This is a genomic window from Aeromonas sp. 102P (assembly GCF_051920345.1).
GTDB classification, from domain to species: domain Bacteria; phylum Pseudomonadota; class Gammaproteobacteria; order Enterobacterales; family Aeromonadaceae; genus Aeromonas; species Aeromonas veronii.
The window spans coordinates 4,670,001-4,692,504 of sequence record NZ_JBQBCZ010000001.1 but is presented as its reverse complement, the minus strand read 5'-3'; the positions used below and the strand labels follow the sequence as shown (position 1 = coordinate 4,692,504).

At 57.5% G+C, this 22,504-nt stretch carries 16 protein-coding genes and 3 pseudogenes (1 of these 19 running past the window's edge); 8 read left to right on the top strand and 11 right to left on the bottom strand.

Going from position 1 to position 22,504, the window contains the following annotated elements; genetic code table 11:
• From dhaK to ACTG1K_RS22040, 5 genes and pseudogenes are all read right to left on the bottom strand, one after another.
• Positions 1-1,007 (bottom strand): annotated as a pseudogene (gene dhaK, locus ACTG1K_RS22060) (dihydroxyacetone kinase subunit DhaK); the annotation flags it as partial.
• Between the two features lie 239 nt (positions 1,008-1,246).
• Positions 1,247-2,604: pseudogene (locus ACTG1K_RS22055) on the bottom strand (NCS2 family permease).
• 305 nt (positions 2,605-2,909) lie between these two features.
• Positions 2,910-3,122, bottom strand: coding sequence for a transcription antiterminator/RNA stability regulator CspE (cspE, locus tag ACTG1K_RS22050; protein WP_005316548.1), 213 nt, complete (start codon positions 3,120-3,122; stop codon positions 2,910-2,912).
• A 595-nt stretch (positions 3,123-3,717) separates the two neighbouring features.
• Entirely contained in the window at positions 3,718-4,002 is a 285-nt protein-coding gene (gene yjbD / locus ACTG1K_RS22045) for a DUF3811 domain-containing protein (RefSeq protein ID WP_005340165.1), read from the bottom strand.
• Positions 4,003-4,148: 146 nt separating this feature from the next.
• Positions 4,149-5,051: a cation diffusion facilitator family transporter gene (locus ACTG1K_RS22040; RefSeq protein WP_440004676.1), complete on the bottom strand. Its 903-nt coding sequence runs from the start codon at positions 5,049-5,051 to the stop codon at positions 4,149-4,151.
• Between the two features lie 464 nt (positions 5,052-5,515).
• Between ACTG1K_RS22040 and ACTG1K_RS22035 the strand changes: the two genes are divergently transcribed.
• The gene (locus tag ACTG1K_RS22035; protein WP_005306071.1) at positions 5,516-5,638 is read left to right on the top strand and encodes a hypothetical protein; all 123 of its coding nucleotides are present in this window, start codon (positions 5,516-5,518) and stop codon (positions 5,636-5,638) included.
• A gap of 72 nt (positions 5,639-5,710) precedes the next feature.
• Here the strand turns inward: ACTG1K_RS22035 and ACTG1K_RS22030 are convergent, their stop codons facing one another.
• Together ACTG1K_RS22030 and ACTG1K_RS22025 are read right to left on the bottom strand one after the other, a co-directional pair.
• Positions 5,711-6,454, bottom strand: a complete 744-nt coding sequence (locus ACTG1K_RS22030) for a substrate-binding periplasmic protein (protein ID WP_270820893.1) — start codon at positions 6,452-6,454, stop codon at positions 5,711-5,713.
• Positions 6,455-6,603: 149 nt separating this feature from the next.
• Entirely contained in the window at positions 6,604-7,191 is a 588-nt protein-coding gene (locus ACTG1K_RS22025; RefSeq protein WP_058059298.1) for a single-stranded DNA-binding protein, read from the bottom strand.
• Positions 7,192-7,561: 370 nt separating this feature from the next.
• Here ACTG1K_RS22025 and uvrA point away from each other — a divergent pair.
• From uvrA to ACTG1K_RS22000, 5 genes and pseudogenes are all read left to right on the top strand, one after another.
• A pseudogene (gene uvrA, locus ACTG1K_RS22020) lies at positions 7,562-10,389 on the top strand (excinuclease ABC subunit UvrA).
• Between the two features lie 121 nt (positions 10,390-10,510).
• A complete protein-coding gene (locus tag ACTG1K_RS22015; RefSeq protein ID WP_440004675.1) occupies positions 10,511-12,184 on the top strand; it encodes a diguanylate cyclase in 1,674 nt (557 codons plus the stop codon).
• 458 nt (positions 12,185-12,642) lie between these two features.
• Positions 12,643-13,257 carry an OmpW family outer membrane protein gene (locus ACTG1K_RS22010; RefSeq protein ID WP_440006778.1) on the top strand — a complete coding sequence of 205 codons (615 nt, stop codon included), beginning with the start codon at positions 12,643-12,645 and terminating at the stop codon, positions 13,255-13,257.
• Between the two features lie 223 nt (positions 13,258-13,480).
• Entirely contained in the window at positions 13,481-15,460 is a 1,980-nt protein-coding gene (locus tag ACTG1K_RS22005) for a HAMP domain-containing methyl-accepting chemotaxis protein (protein ID WP_005341553.1), read from the top strand.
• A gap of 8 nt (positions 15,461-15,468) precedes the next feature.
• Positions 15,469-16,938 carry an ABC transporter substrate-binding protein gene (locus ACTG1K_RS22000; RefSeq protein WP_257688022.1) on the top strand — a complete coding sequence of 490 codons (1,470 nt, stop codon included), beginning with the start codon at positions 15,469-15,471 and terminating at the stop codon, positions 16,936-16,938.
• Between the two features lie 71 nt (positions 16,939-17,009).
• Here the strand turns inward: ACTG1K_RS22000 and ACTG1K_RS21995 are convergent, their stop codons facing one another.
• Positions 17,010-17,810 (bottom strand): GNAT family N-acetyltransferase, encoded by an 801-nt coding sequence (locus ACTG1K_RS21995; protein ID WP_330125708.1) that lies wholly within the window; start codon positions 17,808-17,810, stop codon positions 17,010-17,012.
• A gap of 329 nt (positions 17,811-18,139) precedes the next feature.
• Between ACTG1K_RS21995 and metF the strand changes: the two genes are divergently transcribed.
• Positions 18,140-19,030: a methylenetetrahydrofolate reductase gene (metF, locus tag ACTG1K_RS21990; RefSeq protein WP_005340191.1), complete on the top strand. Its 891-nt coding sequence runs from the start codon at positions 18,140-18,142 to the stop codon at positions 19,028-19,030.
• A gap of 69 nt (positions 19,031-19,099) precedes the next feature.
• Here the strand turns inward: metF and ACTG1K_RS21985 are convergent, their stop codons facing one another.
• Both ACTG1K_RS21985 and ACTG1K_RS21980 read right to left on the bottom strand, forming a co-directional pair.
• Positions 19,100-20,164, bottom strand: a complete 1,065-nt coding sequence (locus ACTG1K_RS21985) for a DUF3103 family protein (protein WP_425854706.1) — start codon at positions 20,162-20,164, stop codon at positions 19,100-19,102.
• 122 nt (positions 20,165-20,286) lie between these two features.
• Positions 20,287-21,462: a benzoate/H(+) symporter BenE family transporter gene (locus ACTG1K_RS21980; RefSeq protein WP_440004674.1), complete on the bottom strand. Its 1,176-nt coding sequence runs from the start codon at positions 21,460-21,462 to the stop codon at positions 20,287-20,289.
• A 119-nt stretch (positions 21,463-21,581) separates the two neighbouring features.
• Between ACTG1K_RS21980 and ACTG1K_RS21975 the strand changes: the two genes are divergently transcribed.
• Positions 21,582-22,151 (top strand): helix-turn-helix domain-containing protein, encoded by a 570-nt coding sequence (locus tag ACTG1K_RS21975; protein WP_440004673.1) that lies wholly within the window; start codon positions 21,582-21,584, stop codon positions 22,149-22,151.
• Between the two features lie 16 nt (positions 22,152-22,167).
• On the opposite strand, the gene ACTG1K_RS21970 is transcribed toward ACTG1K_RS21975, so the two are convergent.
• Positions 22,168-22,504: the final stretch of an NnrS family protein gene (locus tag ACTG1K_RS21970; RefSeq protein ID WP_425854709.1), read on the bottom strand. It continues 860 nt past the right edge of the window; 337 of the gene's 1,197 nt are visible here — the last part of the coding sequence; its start codon lies beyond the right edge, outside the window; its stop codon occupies positions 22,168-22,170.

The following is a 22,504-nucleotide window of genomic DNA, read 5'->3' as shown; positions in this document are numbered from 1 at the left end:
CGTCATCCACCTTGAGCAATGTGATGGAGATGCCGGTCATGTCGAGGGAGGTGCAGTAGGGACCGATCAGGTTGCGCACCAGATGGATGCCCGCCTCTTCGCACAGGGTGGCAAGGCGACCATAGACGCCATAGAGCTCGGAGATGGGGGTGCCGCCCAGGCTGTTGACCAGCGCGATCACCCGATCGCCCTTGTTGAGCGGTTCGATAAAGGTGTGCTCTTCCTGCCAGCTGCCGCTGGTGCGATTCCAGTGGCGCAGGGTGCGGCCATAGGGGGTGTTGTCAGCAAGCTCGCTGAACATGTCGTCCACCAGGGTATTGAGGTCGGTGAAGGGGCGACGTTCGATGCCCGGTTCGCCGTGGATACCGACGCCGAATTCCAGCTCGTTGTCCGCCAGGGTGAAGGAGGGCTTGCCTGCGGCCGGCACGGTGCAGGCATGCATGGCCACGCCTATGGTGCGGCTCTGGTTGTTGATGCGACGGGCCAGCGCCTCGCAGCGCGCCAGATCGTAGCCCGCCTCTGCGGCGGCACCGACCAGCTTCTCGCACAGCACGGTCGTGGCAACCCCACGGCGACCGGCGGTGTAGAGGCTGTCTTTGACCGCCACGTCGTCATCGATCAGGGCGAAGCCCACCTTGACCCCGTCGCCGTGCAGCAGCTCGACCGCGGTCTCGAAGTTGAGTACGTCGCCGGTGTAGTTCTTCACCAGAAACAGCACGCCCGCGCCGCCATCAACGGCCTGACCGCACTCGTACATCTGATCCGGGGTGGGGAAGGGATCTCGCCGGGCAGGCGCCATCCAGCATCCCTTTGCCCACCAGCCCGCCGTGCATCGGCTCGTGGCCGCTGCCACCGCCGGAGACCAGCGCCACCTTGCCCATCACGGGGGAGTCGGCGCGGGTGATGTAGTGGGGTTCGATACGTACCTTGAGCTCCGGGTGGGCGGCTGCCATCCCCATCAGTTGTTCACGGACCACGGCATCGACGGCATCGATCAGTTTCTTCATGGCTCACTCCTTGGCTTGCCACCGCTCGGGTGGGCAAATGGTTGATGGAGCCAGTCTAACGACAGAAAAAGGGATAAAAATGACGGGCGATTTGGTTCGGATTTGAAACAGCAGAAGGGGTATGGGTGTTTCAATCTGAAACGGCGCAGGGCTGGCGGGCGGGAAACTGTTAGCTGACTCACAGCCATGAAAAAGGGCCCCGCAGGGCCCTTCGCTATAACCGGAATAAAACGGACGGGTTAGATGGCCCAGCCACCGGCATAGAAGATCACCAGCGCCAGGGCGATGATGACGGTGCCGATGTTCAGCTTCTTCCACTCGGCAGCGAAGATGCGGCCAACGACCAGCGCCACGAAGCCCAGCATGATACCGGTCACGATGTTGCAGGTCAGCACGATGAAGACGGCGCACAGCATGCCGGCGAGGGCATCGACCGAGTCGCTGAAGTCCAGCTTGGTGACGTTGCCCAGCATCAGCAGACCGACGTACATCAGGGCTGGTGCGGTGGCGTAAGCCGGTACCAGATAGCTGAGCGGGAGAGGAAGATCATCAGCAGGAACAGCACGCCGACCAGCGCGGCGGTCAGACCGGTCTTGCCACCGGCCGCGGTGCCTGCGGCGGATTCGATGTAGACGGCAGCCGGAGCACCACCTACGGCGCCTGCCACCATGCTGCTGACGGAGTCGGCAGTCAGGGCCTTGCCGCCGCTGATGATGTGGCCACGTTCGTTGATGAGGCCTGCCTGACCGGCCACGGCACGGATGGTGCCGGTGGCGTCAAACACGGCGGTCATCACCAGCGCCAGTACGGTCGGAATGACTACCGGATTGAGGGCGCCCAGCAGATCCATGCTGCCTACCAGAGAGCCTTTCTCGCCAGTCAGGCTCGGCATGGCGAAGAAGCCCTGCCAGGTCACTTTCGGGTCGAAGATAAGGCCGAGGATGGAGATGGCGATAATCACCATCAGGATTCCGCCTGGCACCTTGCGACGCTCCAGACCGAAGATGGCGGCCAGACCCAGCACCGTCATGATGACCGGGAAGGCGGTCACTTCACCCAGCTGAACCGGCAAACCGGCCCCTTCGTTCTTGATCACCATGCCGACGCCGTTGGTGGCGATCAGCAGCAGGAACAGACCGATACCGATGCCGGTGCCGTGAGCGATGCCGGAGGGGAGGTTATCCAGGATCCACTGGCGCACGCCGGTGACGCTGATCAGGGTAAACAGCACACCCATCAGGAAGATGGCGCCCAGCGCGACCGGAATGCTCAGTCCCTGACCCAGTACCAGACTGAATGCGGTAAAGGCGGTGAGGGAGATGGCGCAACCGATAGCCATTGGCAGCTTGGCCCACAGCCCCATCAGCAGGGAGCCGAAGGCGGCGATCAAGCAGGTGGCCACAAACACCGGGCCCTGCTCAAAGCCGGCGGCACCCAGCATGTTCGGCACCACTATGATGCTGTAGACCATCGCCAGGAAGGTGGTCAGCCCCGCGACCAGCTCCTGGCGCACGCTGCTGCCGCGCGCAGAAATGGAAAAATAAGAGTCCAGAAAGCCGCCTGTCCCTGTTTGGGCGGCCATATCTTGCTTTGCCATAACTAATCCTGAAAGTGTGAAGGAAATCGTTTGCGTTGGTGGCGCGCAAAATAGCAAGAATTCGCGGCAAATACAGCGGATAACCTGACTTTTTCGTCACTATTTTACATTTTGAGTCCATTCGGAGCTCATTGTGAGACTCAAGCGGTGAGAGCGTGTAAGGCAGGGATCAAGCGGTTGGGGGAGGGGAGATCAGTGAGGAAAAAGCGGGGAAAAACAAAAAACCCGCCGAAGCGGGTTTTTTTAAATTCTTGCAGAGCTGTCAGCAGTTGGCATAAGCCATCAGCAGCATGCTCCGGCTTGAATTACAGACCAACTACGTTGGCAGCAGCCGGGCCTTTCTGGCCTTGCTCGATGGTGAACTCAACGCGCTGACCTTCGTCCAGGGTTTTGAAGCTGGTGGACTGGATAGCGGAGAAGTGTACGAACACGTCTTTGCTGCCGTCAGCCGGGGAGATGAAACCAAAACCTTTCTCAGCGTTGAAGAACTTAACGGTACCAGTCATTTTGTTAGACATAATAATTTCCTTAAATAGTGTTGAATGCCACCTAAATGGCAATTTTTGATTTTTCGTCAGCAATACGTATGGGGAGCACTAAAGAAGGAGAATTATTTGATAAGAATTATCCGAGGATAACGCTTATGCTAATCACTGCTTTACTAAAATGACTGCCTAACATAATCAGGTCTGAACTGCCGAACCATCGAGAAAGATTAAAACACGCTCTCATTTTTAAAGCAAACTTTATCTCGATATTAATGTTTTGTAACAGCCAAAAATATCATTTTTTATAGTAAACATGATGCATTTCAACGGCATAGAAAAATCAGTGCAGACTCATATCACCCTGTGGCAAGCCAGATTCGGCTTTTTTGTCCTGACTATGTAGCCAGTTCTGGCAAAAAATATGAGAAAAAATGAAAAGCTGGCGATAGATGGGGATTGTCAGTTGTCGTTCTCTCTAACTCACAATGTAAATCACTTCTTTGCTGCTGCGATTAGCTTCTGAGCGGCAAATCAATGGCAGCGCCAAATCTGGCGCATCGAGCATCGCCCAGACATGCAAACGCCCGCATGCACCAAGTGCCAGCGGGCGTTTTGCAAGAAGGGATCAGCGCTTGCTGCGAAACTTGTTGCTGACCGAATCAATCCAGCTGAAGGTTTCCGGCAGTACCTGATTCTTGGCACGCTCTTTGGCTTTCTCGCGAGCCAGCTTGGAGGCTGCCTTGGCCGCTTCGGCGCGGTCGGCCACAATTTTCAGGCGACCCTCTTCGCGGATCTTGTTCCGCTCTCCGTTGGTCAGCTGGTGGTCTGCATTGGCTTGTGCCTTTTGCAATAACAAGGCTATCTCGGCTTTTTCGGCCTCGGTCAGATCTTTCATTTCCAGCTTTTTCACGGCGCGCTCCTGCGGCAGGGTGGTTAGACACCCTAACACAGTTGTGCCGATCACTTCTTATGCAATCGGCTTTCCGGCAGTAAAAATGCGGGTTTGTGCCAACTTTCTGTTATTTCGCGGCCACTTTCCCGCCTGTTTGCCACATTTCAATTTATGGCGAGCGGTGAGGGCAGCTCTTGCTCCTCCGGCTCGACGTGGATCAGCACGATGGCGTGGGGCAGTTGCTCCATGATGGCGTGTTCGATGCGATCACAGATATCGTGGGCTTCGCCGATGCTCATCTCCGGGGGCAGGGTGAGGTGGAAGTCGATATGGCGACGACGACCGGCACGACGGCTGCGCAGATCGTGAAAACCGCTGGCAGCAGGGCAGCATTCGGTGATGATGCGGCTGGTCATTGCCAGCTCTTCCGGGCTCATGCTCTGGTCGATCAGCGGCTGGAAGGCCTCGTTGAGCATGCTGATCGCCTCTCTGACAATAAAGATGGCGACCGCAATGGCGACCATCGGGTCGAGGATGGCGAGTGAATGGCCGAACAGACCGGCCAGCCAGATCCCGCCAAGACCGACGGCGACCCCGGTGGAGGTGAGCACGTCCGCCTTGAGATGAAGCGCATCGGCAGCCAGCGCGACCGACTCCTCCTCTCGGGCCACCTTGTAGAGGTAGGCAGAGACGCCGCTGTTGACCAGCGCCGAGATCACCATCACCAGTACGCCCCAGCCAATGCTCTCGATGGGGCTGGGGGTGATCAGCTTGTCGACGGCTTCGAAGATGATCCAGCTCGCGGCCAGCAAGATAAGCAGTGCTTCGATGACGCCGGAGACATTTTCAATCTTGTCGTGACCATAGGGGTGGCGCTCATCAGGCGGGAGATCGGACTTTTTCACCGCGAACAGGGCGATCAGGGCCGCCACCAGATCCATGGCGGAGTGGATCGCCTCCGAGATGATACTGACCGAGCCGCTGGCGAACCCGGCCACCATTTTCATGATGATCAGACTGATATTGGAGCAGACCGACACCATGGCGGCTCTGGTTTTTCTGTTCATGTCACAGCTTCCTGAATAAAAACGGATATTTCGGTGCGGCGCGTATTATATCCGGCTGACCGGAAATAACCTATTCGGTGTTGTAACCTGATGTTTCCGATGATATTGCGAATGCTTATTAAAATGGTGACCTCTTGCGCGGCAATAAATAATGAGAGGGATTTATATTTCTCCGTGAAAATATCTAGCCAACGATGACTTAATATAAGCGTGACAACATTTAATAATGCGAATTACTCTTTTTGGGTCTTTCCTGTCGAGGTCGTTTGGCCTCCCCTCTCAAGGGGCTGCGCGCGACATCTTTTGGACGAGAATGAGGCTGGATCCGGATGCCGCTGGAGGGTATGCTGGGTCTGGTGATGGTCTTGCACCATCCCACCAAGCGTACTGAAGTTGATGATTCGGATGGCATGCTGGCTCCCATGAGGAACCAACTGTCTGGGTAACATTTTTGGAGTTTGATGATGAGTAACAAAGAACATCACAACGGCAAAGATGCCAAGAAAAAACCGCAGATGTCACTGAAAGAGAAACGCGAAGCCAAACGTCAGAAAGCAGAACTGAAAAACGGCAGCGCAATGAAGTAACGCTCCCCTACTGCTGTTCCTTCGGAGCCAGTACAAAGCCAGCCCTTACCGGCTGGCTTTTATGTTTGTGGCTCACGGCGTGGCGCCGTAAGCCGCGAAAATCTGGTGATAACGACCATCCTGACGCATCGCCTCAAGGCGCTTATCAAACAGATTGCGAGCATCGGCCGTTCGGAAGGCAAAGTGATAGACGGTGGGCGGGAAGAGGTCTGCTTGCCTGACCTGATTGCGCTCGTAGTGCTCGCCTGCCTGGGCGGTGGCAATCAGCTGGTCGAGGTAGTAGTAGAACACCCGCTCCTCCAGTACGACGGCATCTACCCTGCCGCGCATTAGCTGATGTACCTGCACCTGCTGCTTGGCTACCTCCTCATAGTGGGGATTCTGGTTGGCCATGGTGGCGAACGCGCCCCCCAGAATGATCCTTGCCCGTTGAAAGGCGGTGACCCGTTTTGAATGCAGGTCGTCCAGAGTGCTGATGTGGGTGCTGCGCAGGGTGAAGATCCGGTTATGGAAGGTGATAACTGGCTGGGTCAGAACGTGAGGATCAACCATACCGGGTCTGACGTTGATGATGGCATCCAGCTTTCCTGACTCGAACAGGCGGAAGGTACGCTCCAGTGGCAGAAATTCAAAGCTGGGCTCATAGCCGCTGCCAGCGAACGCCTCTTTCAGCAGATCCAGCTCAATGCCACGCTGATTACTTTCGATGACATAAGGGGGGATGGCAAAGCTGACCCCGACCTTGAGTGGCGTTGCCAGCAACTGGCCGGAGAGCATGCTGGTCAGCATTAGCAATAAAGGGGTGAGCAGTTTCATTGCACTTTTCACAAAGCGCTCCTGTGGAGGATATCCATCACTGTAGGGGAGGCAACCATAAAGCGTTATATCCCTTTCGGGCTGAGAGGTTCAGCCTGAGTGCATAAAAAAAGACCCTGAGTTATCAGGGCCTTTTCAATATTCTGTTCTTAGAACGGGATATCGTCGTCGAAATCCATCGGCGGCTCGTTATATACCGGCGGCGCAGATTGCGGCTGCTGGGCAGGACGGCCATAACCGCCTTGCGGCTGCATATTCTGCTGCGGAGCCGGTGCCGGGCGCTGCTGATTCATCGGCTGCTGGGCAGGCATGCTCTGCTGCGGCTGACCCCAGCTACCCTGGGATTGGCCACCCATGTTCTGGCCCATGCCCTGACCGCCTTGCGGACGACCACCCAGCATCTGCATCACGCCAGTGAAGCTGTCGACCAGCACTTCAGTGGTGTAGCGCTCCTGGCCGCTCTGATCTTGCCATTTACGGGTCTGCAGTTTGCCTTCCACATAGACCTGGGAGCCCTTCTTTAGGTACTCGCCAGCCACTTCGGCCAACTTGCCCATGAAGACGACGCGGTGCCATTCGGTACGCTCTTTCTGCTCACCGGTCTGCTTGTCGCGCCAGGTTTCGGAGGTAGCCAGAGTAATGTTGGTCACAGCACCGCCACTCGGCATGTAGCGTACTTCCGGGTCTTGCCCGAGGTTACCGATCAGAATGACTTTATTGATGCCTCGACTGGCCATAATCTCTCTTCCACCTTTATATTCCGGTCAGGCAAGGCCTGGACCCACTAAATAAGTTACCGCGCTTTTTTCATGACCATGTCGTTATCATATTGAACAGCATGGTTTTTCTATAACCGTTGCAGCAATCAGAGTGCTCGTTTCGCGTGTTCTGATTCAGGTTTAGCCCCCAATAGTAACAGTTGATCACTCTGCGGGCGAGCGCTTGCTGGTGTGGATTGGGGGCAAACTCGCCGCCTTGGTCAGGGTGTGACGAAGGGGCTATCCATCGTAAAAAAGGATAACGGCGATAGATAATGCCTGTCTATTCATCCAGTAGTCTCTATGCCATACTGACTCGCTCAGGTTTCTGTATCGAGCGTGCAACAAGATGGAAAAGATCGTGGTCCGGGGTGCTCGCACCCACAACCTCAAGAACATCAATCTGACCCTGCCCCGCGACAAGCTGATCGTGGTCACCGGCCTCTCCGGTTCGGGCAAATCCTCTCTGGCGTTCGATACCCTCTATGCCGAGGGACAGCGCCGCTATGTTGAGTCCCTCTCCGCCTATGCCCGCCAGTTCCTCTCCCTGATGGAGAAGCCGGACGTCGACCATATCGAGGGGCTCTCGCCCGCCATCTCCATCGAGCAGAAGTCCACCTCCCACAACCCGCGCTCGACCGTCGGTACCATCACCGAGATCTACGACTACCTGCGTCTGCTGTTTGCCCGGGTCGGTGAGCCCGCTGCCCGACTCACGCCATTCCGCTCGCCGCCCAGACCATCAGCCAGATGGTGGATCAGGTGCTGGCCCAACCGGAGGGGAGCAAGCTGATGCTGCTGGCCCCGGTGGTGCGTGATCGCAAGGGGGAGCACACCAAGCTGCTGGAGAATCTGGCGGCCCAGGGCTACATCCGTGCCCGTATCGACGGCGAGGTGTGCGACCTCTCCGATCCTCCGACTCTGGAGCTGCACAAGAAGCACACCATCGAGGTGGTGGTGGATCGCTTCAAGGTGCGCGAGGACCTTGCCTTGCGTTTGGCCGAGTCGTTCGAGACGGCGCTGACCCTCTCCGGCGGCATAGTGCTGGTAGTGCCGATGGACGGGGAGGAGGGCGTCACCCCCATGACCTTCTCCGCCAACTTCGCCTGCCCAGAGTGCGGCTACTCCATGTCGGAGCTGGAACCGCGCATCTTCTCTTTCAACAATCCGGCCGGTGCCTGCCCGACTTGTGACGGCCTCGGGGTGCAGCAATATTTCGATCCTGCCAAGGTGATCGGCGATCCGGCCATCAGTCTGGCCAACGGCGCCATCCGTGGCTGGGACAAGCGCAGCTTCTACTACTTCCAGATGCTGAAATCCCTCTCCGAGCACTACAAGTTCGATCTGGAGACGCCGTGGGAAGATCTGCCGGTCAAGACCCAGGAGGTGATCCTGCGCGGCTCCGGTCGCACCGAGATCGAGTTCCGCTACATGAACGACCGCGGCGACGTTGTGGTGCGCAAGCACCCGTTCGAGGGGATCCTGCACAACATGGAGCGGCGCTACCGGGAGACCGAATCCAACTCGGTGCGTGAAGAGCTCTCCAAATATATCGCGAACAAATCCTGTACCAGCTGCGGCGGCAGCCGACTGCGGGAGGAGGCGCGTCACGTCTTCGTCGACAACCGCAACCTGCCGGCCATCGCCGAGCAGTCCATCGGCGATGCGCTCGCCTTCTTCGAGGGGCTTAACCTCACTGGCCAGCGCGCCCAGATTGCCGAGAAGATCTTGAAAGAGATCGTCGAGCGGCTCGGCTTCCTGGTGAACGTCGGTCTCAACTACCTGAGCCTGTCCCGCAGTGCCGAGACCCTCTCAGGCGGCGAAGCGCAGCGCATCCGACTGGCGAGCCAGATCGGGGCCGGGCTGGTGGGCGTCATGTACGTACTGGACGAGCCCTCCATCGGTCTGCATCAGCGCGACAACGAGCGGTTGCTCAAGACCCTCACCCATCTGCGCGATCTCGGCAACACGGTGATCGTGGTGGAGCACGACGAGGATGCCATCCGCCTCGCCGACCATGTGCTGGATATCGGCCCGGGGGCGGGTGTACACGGTGGCGAGATTGTTGCGCAGGGCACCCCCCAGCAGATTATCGACAATCCGGAATCGCTGACCGGTGACTACCTCTCCGGTCGCAAGCAGATCGCCATTCCGGCCGAGCGCACGCCGCTCACCGGCAAGTGGTTGAAACTCAAGGGGGCAAGCGGCAACAACTTGCGCAACGTCAATCTTGATCTGCCCATCGGGGTGATGACCTGCGTCACTGGCGTCTCCGGCTCCGGCAAGTCGACCCTGATCAACGACACCCTGTTCCGCATCGCTCATCGCGAGCTCAACAAGGCCACCGAGTCCACCCCGGCGCCCTATCGCAGCGTCGAGGGGCTGGAGCATCTGGACAAGGTGGTGGATATCGACCAGAGTCCCATCGGTCGTACCCCGCGCTCCAACCCGGCCACCTATACCGGTTTGTTCACTCCGATCCGCGAGTTGCTCTCCGGCACCCAGGAGGCGCGTTCGCGCGGCTACCAGCCGGGCCGCTTCTCCTTCAACGTGAAGGGGGGCCGCTGCGAGGCGTGCCAGGGGGATGGCGTCATCAAGGTGGAGATGCACTTCCTGCCGGATGTCTACGTGCCGTGCGACGTCTGCAAGGGCAAGCGCTACAACCGCGAGACCCTGGAGGTGAAGTACAAGGGCAAGAACATCCACGAAATCCTCGAGATGACGGTGGAAGATGCTCGCGAGTTCTTCGATCCGGTGCCGGCAGTGGCGCGCAAGCTGCAGACCCTGATGGACGTGGGCCTCTCCTATATCCGTCTCGGCCAGTCTGCTACTACCTTGTCGGGCGGCGAGGCGCAGCGGGTCAAGCTGGCGCGCGAGCTCTCCAAGCGGGATACCGGTCAGACTCTATACATTCTGGATGAGCCGACCACCGGGCTGCATTTTCACGATATCCAGCAACTGCTCAAGGTGCTGCACCAGCTGCGGGATCGCGGTAACACCATCGTCATCATCGAGCACAATCTGGATGTGGTAAAAACTGCCGACTGGATCGTCGATTTGGGACCGGAGGGCGGCGCCGGTGGTGGCCGCATTCTGGTGACGGGGACGCCGGAAGAGATTTGCACCAATAAAGAGTCTCATACAGCTCGTTTTTTACGACCGCTATTGGCGCGATAAGCCGTTATAATCGAGGGGCCTTTGGCCCCTTTTTGTTATAAAAATCGGGAGCATAGGGGGAAGCTCGTCAAGTGTGGGCAGGCTTGGCATCTCAGCATCATGGTAATGGATATATCGGGTTATGGCTCAGGCTCCGCGCACGATTGATCATCAGTTAGCTTACTCCATGTTCCCCATCTGGCTGGGGGCGATCCTGCTATTGCTGGTCCTGCTGGCGTGGGCCCAGATCCCGGCTGCCAGCCGGATTGAAGAGCAGCGAATGAAGGAGCATCTGCTGCGCGTGACCAAGGCGGTGCAGGCGGATGTGGCCGCTCTGGATGCATTCAGTCGGGATTGGGGCATCTGGGATGACAGTCACCGTTTTATGGACAACAAAAGCAGGGCGTACATCGAATCCAACCTGTTCAGTGATATGCCGATGAGGGATTTTAGTCTCAACCTGATGAGCTTCATGGATCTCACCGGCTACGAAATCTGGACGCGCACCCTGCTACCCGATGCGCCGGGGATCAATCCGGACCAGTTTCCCTACTTCCTTGATGAACTGAAAAAGCAGTTAAGGGCGCGCTCGGTGGCGCAAGGGGGCATCAATCTGCACGGGATCCGTGCTTCCCAGTGGGGGCCGCTGATGTACTCGTGGCAGCCGATCAGAAACAGTGACGAGTCGGCACCATTCAACGGTTTCTTGCTGGTTGTACGTTGGCTCGACAAGGCCTATCTAGAGCAGGTATCGGAGCGTACCGCGCTGCCTCTGGCGATTTCCCACGCCAATCTGGATGTCACCGCTACCTTCAAACCACTGAAACCGCAAATAACGTATCGTCTGATCGACCTTGGGCTGACCCGGCTCAGGGGAGAGGTGCGACTGCACAACAGCGATAACCAGCCGGTGCTGACTCTGGTGATTGAGGAGGAGAGAAAGATCTTGAGTGGCGTCATGGAGGGGGCGCTCTGGACCTTTATCGGCATGCTGTTTATCAGTTTTATCTGCGTCATGATCGCCATGTACCGGCTCAACAGCATTGTGCTCACCCCGTTGCAGCAGCTGGTGTCGGCGCTGCAACGCTTTGGCGATCGGCCAGATGCCACCTTGATCCCCTATATCGACAGCAGCGCCGAGATGGCGACCCTGAGCGGCAAGTTCAAGGAGATGGCCAGCAAGGTCAGTCAGCAACACGATGATTTGTTGGAAAAATCCAGCCAGATGGAGATGGCTGCATTCACCGACCCCTTGACCCGTTGTTTCAATCGTCGCTATCTCGATGGTTGGTTGCAGGCCAACCGGGCCAAACCTTGTCTGTTATTGCTGCTGGATCTGGATCATTTCAAGCGGATCAATGACCGCCTTGGCCATGACATCGGGGATCTGGTGCTGAAACAGTTGGCGGATCTGCTGCGCAAGGTGGTGACTGGAGAGCGCGAGCCTATCATCCGGCTGGGTGGGGAGGAGTTCTTGTTGCTGCTACAAGTGGATGACGAGCAAGAGTTGGCGTTGCGGGTCGAATATCTGCGCCAGCGTGTCGCTCAGCACCGCTTTGGCAGAGAGGATGCGCCACTCTGGTTGACGGTGTCGCTGGGGTTCTGCCGCTATCCGTTGCACCCGGAGTACCCGGATTCATTCTGGAGTCACAGCTTCAAACTGGCGGACATGGCGCTGTATCAGGCCAAAGTCGGCGGGCGAAATCGGTGGTGTGGCTACGCTGGTACCCTCTCTGCGGAGGGCATGGGCCAGACTCCGGAGCAGCTTGCTGAAGGGGGGAATATCACCCTGCTGCACTCTGTCAACCCGGATTAACCCTGCCGTACCAATACCAGATAGGCCAGGGCGACAATAAAACCGAGCAGGATAAAGAGAAAGGATCCGATTCCCCACACGGCCGCGAGAAAGGCCCCCACCTTTTGCCATTTCGACTCATTTTTCATAAATAAACCATTACTTCCCAGTAACTTGTATGGCGCAAAAAATACGCTGATTTGCCCATATAAACAACAATTAATAGCCGCACTGCCGTGCAATAAGGTGTGGTTTGTTTGCTCCTTTTGGCGCTGGATGCGGGTAGTTACAACCTGTCTAAACAGGTATTTCAGCTTGTTGTCTGGGGACTCAACGAGATTGGGAGGGTGCAAAAAGATGTCACACCAATCGATTTATTTCTGTGCAACCTTTGCTCCAAATCAATAACTTTGCATTTACAAGGGCATATAGTCAGCGGGCTTACAGCATCAAATGAAAACAAAAAAAGGGATTACGTGATGAAAAAATTACTTCCTCTGATGATTGCCGCTGCAGTGACCTCTCCTTTCGCCATGGCCCATCAGGCTGGTGATATTCTGGTTCGTGGTGGTTTGGCCATCGTTTCTCCTCAGGAGAGCAGTGATGACGTGGCGGGTCACGGTGAGTTCGAGATTAACAGCAACCAACAGCTTGGCCTGACCCTCGGTTATATGATCACCGACAACTGGGGTGTTGAGTTGCTGGCTGCAACCCCATTCTCCCATCGAGTGAGTACTCGCGATCTTGGTGAGATTGCCAAGGTTAAACATCTGCCTCCAACATTGATGGCCCAGTTCTATTTTGGTGATGCCCAGAGCAAGGTTCGCCCGTATGTTGGTGTGGGTGTGAACTACACCACCTTCTTTGATGAGAAGGGGGTGGGAGCACTTGATGGTGCAAATATCAGCCTTGACGACTCTTGGGGTCTGGCAGGTCAGGTCGGTATCGATATGGCGGTTACAGATCGCTGGTTTGTAAACGGTTCAGCCTGGATCATGGATATCGATACAGATGTTAAAGTTGATGGTGTTGGCACCTTCAAAACGCATATCGACCCGATGGCCTTTATGGTGGGTGTTGGCTACCGCTTCTAATGATTCTGATTGCGGTTCTGAACGGACCGCGGAAGATAGCAAAGTACGTCTCTTTCAGCCCGGCTTGTGCCGGGCTTTTTTCGTATGGCTGATTTTGTCTGTACTGTGATCCAACCCGATACAAATCAATTAAATACCTGCCGCTTGATTTCAGTTATTCGCCACCCCTGCCGATAGTGACTATGTTCACTTTACCTTCCCCCCAATGAGTGAGGATGTCTCCATGGGCTTATCTATCGTGCAGCGGATCATCGCCGGATTCGTGTTGATGCTGCTGTTGCTGATCCTGCTTGGTGTGATCAGTACCTTTAAAATCAAGGGTATAAATGACGGCCTCTCTGCCGTATCTGATCGGGCAACCCCGCTGGTAGTTGCTGTCGCAGGTCTCAAGGGGGCACTGCAGGATAGTAACCGCTGGGTGCTGGTCTACCGCACCAGTGAAGATGCCGCCCAGTTGCCGCAGCTGGCCAATCAGTTCAAGGAGCAGCAGAACCGCTTCGCCCAGCTGAGTCAGGAGATGGGTAAATTTACCGACGTAGCGGATGCTCGTGCCCGCTTCCAGCAGGTCGAGAGTGCTACCACCCAATTTTATGGCTTGGCGGATCAGGTGTTGGCCCAGCATCGGCAGTGGGTCAGTGCACTGGAGCAGCGCCACAAGTTGGAGATGGAATTTATCCGCCTTGAGGATACCTACCAGTGGGCGGCGGATTTGCTGCTGCAACAGACCGCCAGCAAGCGCTCCATGCGCAACAAGGCGGAGCTTATTACCTCGGGTATCGCCCGCGACCTGAAGAATATCCGCCGTGCCGATGCCAAAACCGACCTGAACGAGCTGGAAAAGGTGTTGAGCAAGGACATCGAGATGGCCCGCAAGCGGTTGGAGCGGGTGCTGGTGCCCGATGATGTGAAAGCGCGGTTTGTCTCCAATCTCGATCGGATGCAGGAGCTGGCACTTGGCGCTCAGGGCTTGCTGGCAACCATGCGTCAGGCTCAGCAACTGGCGCTGTCGCTGGCCACGCAAAATCAGCAGCTGGATGCCAGTCTGGTCAACAGCCTCAATTTGCTTGATGAGATGGGCAAGTCCGCCGGTGCCATCGCCAGTGATAGCCGGATTAACGCCGATGCGGCGGTCAGCAGTGCCAGCTTCTGGATCCTGGTGGTTGCCGCTATGTCGGCCGCTGCGGCGCTGGTGATCGGTTATACCACGGCGCGCAGCATTCAGCGCCCGTTGCAGATGATCAACAAGGAGCTCGATTACATGGCGGCCGGCGACATGACACGCCGCATCAACTACCGCAGCAGTTGCGAATTTGGCAGCCTCTCTCGCTCCATCGATACGCTGGCGGGCAAGACCGGCGAGCTGCTCTCTCAAATCAATGCAGGCTCCCGCCATCTGGTGGATGAAGCGAGCCGCGCCGCCGAGATCAGCGAACGGGCCATGTCCCGGGTACAGGAGCAGAAGAGCCAGACCGATCAGGTGGCCGCCGCCATTACCGAGCTGGAAGTGAGCGCCACCGAGGTGGCCCGCTCTACCGATGGCACCAAGCGGGAAGTAGATCTGGCCGATGAAGAGGCGCGCAATGGTCGCCAAAAAGTGGCCACCACTCGCCGGATCACCGAGCAGCTGGCTGGCGCCATGGAAGAGGCGGTCGGGATCACCTACAAACTTGGGGAATTCAGCAACAACATCGGCAGCATTCTCGATGTGATCCGCAGTATTGCCGAGCAGACCAACCTGCTGGCCTTGAACGCCGCCATCGAAGCGGCTCGTGCTGGCGATGCCGGTCGCGGTTTTGCGGTGGTGGCCGATGAGGTACGGGCGCTAGCAAATCGCACCCAGACTTCGACCGAAGAGATCCAGGGGATGATTGAGAACCTGCAAAGCTCCAGCAAGCATGTGGTTGAAGTGATGGGGCGTAGCCAGGAGCAGACCCAGAGCTGTGTCGAGCAGACCCGCGAGATGGATGTGGCGCTGCAATCCATTGCCGATCGGATGGGGGCCATCAAGTCGATGGCGGATCAGGTGGCCCATGCTGCTCAGGAGCAGATCTCCGTCAGTCAGGGGGTTGCTCGTCATATCGCCGGTATTGCCGATGTGGCATACGAGACCGAGCGGGAGGCGCGCGAATCCGCCAGCAGCAGCGAAGTGCTGGCCGACCTGGTCGCCAAACAGCAGCAATTGATCGCACATTTCAAGGTCTAGGAGGGCTTATGTCTAAAAAGTGGATTGGAGCCCTGAGTCTCCTGTTGTGTGGCCAGCTGATGGCCAGCGAGCTGGTGATTGAAAGCTGGCGAACCGATGACAAGGCGTTGTGGGAGCAGAAGATTATCCCGGCGTTTGAAGCGGCTCATCCCGGCATCAAGGTGAGTTTTCATCCAGTGCAAAACGTCAACTACATGCCCACTCTGTGGGAGAGCCTGAAAGGCGGTAAGGCGGGGGATCTTATTACCTGTCGTCCGTTTGATGACTCGCTCGCCCTGTTCAAGGCGGGCCATCTGGCCGAGCTGACCGAAATGGCAGGGATGGAGAACTTCCCGAGTTTTGCCCAGTCACCGTGGCAGACTGACTCCGGAGCCCAGACCTTCTGCGTCCCCATGGCCTCGGTGATCCATGGCTTCTTCTATAACAAGAAGATCTTCAGTGAGTTGGGACTCACCTTGCCGCAAACCCGCGATCAGTTCTTCGCCGTGCTGGACAAGATCAAGGCCGACGGTCGCTATGTGCCGCTGGCCATGAGTGGTTCCGAGAGCTGGGTTGCCTCCGAACTGGGGTTCCAGAACATTGGCCCCAACTACTGGAAGGGGGAGGACGGCCGTCTGGCACTGATCGGCGGGCAGGAGCGGCTGGACAACCCGCAATATGTGAAGGTGTTCGACGAGCTGGCCCGCTGGCGTTCCTACCTCGGTGAAGGTGGCGAGAGCCGCGATTATGCGACCAGTAACGAGCTGTTCACTTCGGGCAAGGCCGCCTTCTACGTGGCGGGCTCCTGGGAGATTGCCCCCTTCACCGGCAAGGTCGATTTTGGCGTCATGCGTCCGCCGGTGGCCAAACAGGGTGATGGCTGTTTCTTTACCGACCACACCGATATCGGTATGGGGATGAATCCGGCCAGCAAGAACAAAGAGGGTGCAATGGCCTTCCTGCAATGGCTGACGACGCCGCAATTTGCCGAGCTCTATACCAACTCGCTGCCGGGATTCTTCTCCCTCTCCAACCACTTTTTCGATGTCACCAATCCGGCGGCCAAAGAGATGATGGAGTGGCGCGATCAGTGTGACTCGACCATTCGGGTGGCGACCCAGATCCTCTCCCGTGGTACGCCCAAGTTGGGGGATGAACTGGCAGAGGTGAGTCAGGCTGTGCTGCTTGGCAAGATGGAGCCCAAGGCTGCCGCGGATCGACTGGAAGGTGGCTTGAAGGGTTGGTATGCCCCTCATCAGGGCAATAAGGCCAAGAGCGCGGATTGTCAGTGTGATGCGGTTGCCCCTGCTCCTGTTTCGGCGCCGACGACTGAGGTGTCCGCAGCTCCCGCGACCAGTGAAACATCGGCCGTGGTGTCACCGGCTGTGACTCCCGCAGAACCCGCATCAGCGGCCGCTGCCCCATTACCGGCGCCGTCGGATGAGGTGGAGCAGGCGCTCTCCAACGAGCTGGAGGCGCCACAGCAGCCACAGCAATAGGTCATCGGCATCAATAAAAACGGGAGGTATCAGCCTCCCGTTTTTATGGCTCGTGGCCAGTATGTATCGCTTTATTGTGCTTCGTGGGGCCAGCGGCAGAGGCTGCCGATGCGGGCAACCGGGGCAAACCCCAGAGAGCGGTAAATGCGCTGGGCATGGTAATGCTCGTCAGCCACTATGATTAGCTGCTTGGCGCGGGATAATCCTGCGCGAGCCACTTGACTCAGCAGCTGGCGGCATAACCCCTGGTTGCGCCACGCATGGTGCGTGCGTACCAACTGGAAGCGCCCAAGTGTGCCGCAGAAGAAGAGGCCACAGCTGGCGACCAGTTGTCCCTCTTTCCAGATCCCCCACCAGTCCCCGAGACCATCGGCAATCATGGCCTGATAGAGCGCCTGGCGGGATCGCAGATAGGGGAGATAGCTCTGTTCCGAGTGTCCCTCATCCCGCTCATGGAGTTCGAAGTCGAGCCACTCAGGCCAATCAGCAGTGGTGAAAGTACGCGCCTTAACCTTGTTCATGTCGTCGTGAGGGGGTGGGCAGCTCTGCTCATCCAGCGCCAGCACCACGCACTCCATATATTGGTATCCCGTTGCGACAAAACCGGCGATCCGGCTGTTTTGCCCGGCTGCTAGTGGCCATTGGAAGGTGCGGTGGCGCACTCGAGGATCCTGGCCGATCAGCTGATCAAATGTGGCTTCCAGCCAGCCTTTGTCATGGTCGCTGGGCGGGGTGGGGAGTAGCAGGTAGTTGCCGAAGTAGTAGTCGGGAGCATCCGGCGTGCGAACCGCCCAAAACTGCTCATGCTGGATGACCTCGCCCTGGTAGCGATCAAACAGCAAGTCGGTGGCAAAGCCGGGGTGGGTATCCATGATGGTGCTCCTGCAAAGACTCATTCTGTTATCGGCAGGAGTGGGAAATAGATGAAAAGGGGCCGGAGAAACCTCCGGCCAAACAATCACACGCAGATTCAGAACGTCCAGGACGATCTGCCCCCATCATAACTCGACTGGGGCGATTTTGGGATGGGCACTTTTCGGTTACGTACCGTTAATTTTGTAAATATGAAGTTCGTCAGATCGGATGTGAGGTAAATCCCTGTTGACTTTGTGTCGTTTTGCTCATAAATATAAAGACGTTTAGACGTCCAAACATCCGTTTTGACGTAGGCAGATGGATTGCAGGACAGGGAGAAGAGCAGATGGGATTTCACAGTGCACGTCAGGTTGAGGCGCTCAACCAGAGCTTGGCAGATTTGAATGGCGATATATCGGTCAGTTTCGAGTTTTTTCCGCCCAATAGTGAAGGGATGGAAAATACCCTCTGGCAGTCCATCGAACGGCTGAAAGTGCTGGAACCCAAGTTCGTCTCCGTCACCTATGGCGCCAACTCCGGCACCCGTGATCGCACCCACAAGGTGATCAAGGACATCAAGGAGCGGACCGGCCTGATTGCGGCGCCTCACCTGACCTGTATCGATGCCAGCCGCGACGAATTGCGCACCATCGCCCGCGATTACTGGAACAGCGGTATTCGTCACATCGTGGCTCTGCGCGGTGATTTGCCGCAGGGGTTGGAGAAGCCGGATATGTATGCCACCGATCTGGTTGCCCTGCTCAAGTCAGAGGCGGACTTCGATATCTCGGTTGCCGCCTATCCGGAAGGTCACCCGGAGGCCAAGAGTGCGCAATCCGACCTGCTCAACCTCAAGCGCAAGATCGATGCCGGTGCCAACCGTGCCATCACCCAATTCTTCTTCGATGTGGAAACGTATTTGCGCTTCCGGGATCGCTGCGCCGCCATCGGCATCGATGCCGAAATCGTGCCGGGGATCCTGCCGGTCTCCAACTACCAGACCCTGGCCAAGTTTGCCGGTTTTACCAACGTGAAGATCCCGCGCTGGATGCATCAGCGTTTCGAGGGACTGGATAACGATCAGATGACCCGTAATCTGGTGGGGGCGAGTATCGCCATTGATCAGGTGCGCGTGCTGAGTCAGGAAGGGGTGAAGGATTTCCACTTCTATACCCTGAACCGCTCCGAGCTGACTTATGCCATCTGCCATACTCTGGGGGTTCGTCCCAAGGGTTGACCGGTGGTCACCGCGATAAAAGCAAAAAGCCAATGAGTTGCTCATTGGCTTTTTCGTTATGGCCGATTATCAAGGTCTGGTCGGGGCGATCTCTTTTGGCTCAAGATCGATAACCGCATTACCTGCAGCCCCCGGATACTGGCGATAGACCTGATCCTGTTCCAGTGTGTAGAAGGTATCCAGATAGTCGTCGTTGTTGGTCATCCATGAGTCGGGCAGTGCCTTGACGATGCGACCGCCGAGATCGAGGAAGGGCAGGGCTTCCGGCACGCCACCCGCGGTAAAGCCGAGTTTGAGAGCTTCAATCAGCAGGGCGCTCAGCTCCTTGTAGTTGACGTTGTCATCCTGCTCCATCATCACCACATCGACGGCACCCCAGCGATAGCGATCCCAGTAAACCAGGATCTGGTTGGGGGTGTAGTCTGTGTTGTCATAGTCGAGGTAGGGCATGTCGACAATATCGACCACAGGCTCATCCCGGCTGGGATTGACCCCTGCGACCACCGCATACACTTCGGCTGCGCCGAGCAGCCAGGGCTCCTGATCATCCTTCAATCTGATCTTTTTCAGGATACTGGTCTTGAGTGGCGCCGTGCTGGCCGCCACTTGTGGAGCGCTTTGCAGATCCGCATCGGCCAGCGCCTTGCGCATCACCTTCAAGCCTGCGTTTTTGGCTTTGACGGGATCGGCTTCGACTACCAGAACCGGCCGGGCCGGTGCCTTGTCCACATCCAGATAGACGGGATTGCCAGCGCTATCGAACGCTTCAATGGCGCTCCAGCTCTTCTCATCCCCACTAGGAACATAGGCGACCAGCGGTTCGACCCCCTGTTGCAGTGCTGCGGCCTGATCGGTGTTGGCCAGTCGCAACTGCATCAGTTGCTTGACCTCGCCATCCAGTCCTTGCCGGCTGATGGCCGCCTGGTTGGCATCGGTCGCCTGCCGCTTAAGGCGCGGGCTGGCCTTCTGCAGCAGGTTGGGAAGCGGGCTCTGGTATTGCTGATTGCTCAGTAGGGGCAGCAGGTTTTTCTGCTGAAGTGCGAGCTGGCGAGCCAGCTCTCGATCCGTATCGGCAGCCTGGACGCTCGTGGCACCCAGTATGGCCAGTAGTAACAAGACAGCCTGATTTTTCATTTTTATTCTCCGTTGCATGGAACCTGACAGGGCACCATGTCCGGGAAGATTGGTGCCCTGGCACCACTAGAAGGAAATTAGTTTCACTTGTGAATCATTTTATCTGGATAGTGTGCAGAGGTTCACGGTTTGAGGTTCAATTGATTCCTTTGTCGATATGATTGGAACTGATAGATAGCCAGACCAATCAGCAGACCCCAGCAGGCTGCCGCGATGCCGAGCAGGCTGATCCCGGACGCGGTAATGATAAAAGTGAGCAGCGCAGCTTCTCGCGCTTCATCCTGTTGCAAGGCAGAGTGCAGGCTGCTGCCGATGGTACCTAGCAGGGCCAATCCGGCGACGCAGGTGACAAGGGCTGCCGGAAAGGCGCTAAACAGGGCCGCGACGGTTGCGCCGAAGCAGCCGGTCACAAGATAAAAGCAACCCGCCCAAACCGCAGCAGGCCAGCGGCGCTTGGTATCCGGGTCGACCTCTTTGCCCATGCAAATGGCGGCAGTGATGGCGGCCAGATTGAAGGCATAACCGCCAAAAGGGGCGAGCAGCAGGCCAGTCAGGCCAGTCCAGCTGATCAGCGAGGAGGTGGCAGGCTGATAGCCATGGGCTCGCAAGATGGCAATCCCCGGCATGTTTTGCGATGTCATGGTGACAATGAACAACGGCAGCGCGATACCAAACAGAGCATCAAGGGAGAAGGCTGGCCATGTCCAGACCGGGCTGGCGAGTTGCCAGTGAAGGGTGCCCATTTGCAAATCCCCCCGCACGCTGCAGATCAGCATCCCCACTCCCAGTACCAACACCATGGTATAGCGGGGCCAGAGATGACGACCCAGCAGGAAGGCCAGCAGCAGGGTGCCAAGCAGCAAGGGATCTTGCGGGGCGACCTTGAACAGATCCAATCCGAATCTGAGCAGCACGCCAGCGAGCATGGCGGCGGCCAGTGGAGCCGGGATATGTTTCATCAAACGGTCGAACCAGCCGCTAATGCCACACAGAGTGATCAGCAGGGACGAGATCACAAAGGCGCTGATGGCTTCCGCCAGAGTGAAGTTGCCCAGCGTGGTGATCAGCAGTGCCGCGCCCGGTGTGGACCAGGCGGTTAGTATGGGTATGCGGTAATAGAGAGAGAGGCCGATGCAGCTCACCCCCATGCCGATCCCCAGCGTCCAGAGCCAGGAGGCGACTTGGGCAGTATCAGCACCCGCTGCCGTGGCGGCCTGGATGATCAGGATGACGGAGCTGGTGTAGCCGACCATCACGGCGATAAAGCCTGCGACCAGATGGGGGATGGCGAAGGGCATGACTCTTCCTCTTGGCGTTGTGACGCGCTGTGCGTTATTACGTACAATACAGCTTTGACTATATCGCTGTGCGCTATAGCGCACAAGGTGCATCGTGCAAGAGTAATAAAGAGGCAGTTATGCAAGAGATGAGTCAGCATCTGGCTGCTCGACTGAAGGGGCTGCGCAGCGAGCGCGGCTGGAGCCTGGATGCCGCCGCGCGCGAAACGGGTGTCAGCAAGGCGATGCTGGGGCAGATTGAGCGGGGAGAGTCCAGCCCAACGGTGGCGACGCTGTGGAAGATAGCCACCGGGTTTCGAGTCTCCTTTTCCAGTTTCATTGAGCCCATACCCGCTGCGCAGGCAGAGGTGCTCTATCGCACCGCCGATGCCATTCGCCAGCAGCCAGCGGGAGAGGGCATGCAAGTGGCACCGCTCTTCCCTTATGAAAACCGGTTTGGTTTCGAGTTGCTTGAGCTGACCCTGTTGCCGGGTTACCAGCGTGAATCCGAGCCTCATGAGCCGGGAGTGACCGAGCATGTCATCGTCATCAGCGGCATGATGGAGGTGCTGGTGGAAGGGGAGTGGCGCTCACTGGAGCAAGGGGAGGCGGTGCGTTGTGCTGCCGACCGTCCACACGGTTATCGCAATCTGGGCATAGCCCCGGCGATCTTCCACAACCTCATCCACTATCCGGTGGCAACACCCTGAACATGTTCCGCAGTCATCAACCCGGTCGACCATCTGCTCTGGGGCGGATCAGTATCGGGGTATAGACCCAGACAAACAGACCATAGGCAGCGATCCAGGCAAGCGCGCTGAGGTTCCAGCCATGCAGTGTATAAGCAGGCCAGAAGAGCGGAATCGCCACCCGCACTGTGGCGGCAGCGATAACCAGGGCGAATGCGCCAGTGACCCTGCGTCCTACCTGCAAGGCTCGACCGCTATGGCCGAGAGAGACTCGCGCAATCATGCCCAGGATCATGGTGCCCATGCAGCCTGCGCTGAGCAGGTGACTGGCTATCGAAAGTGTGATGGGCAGACCCGCGCTATGTGCCGCAAGG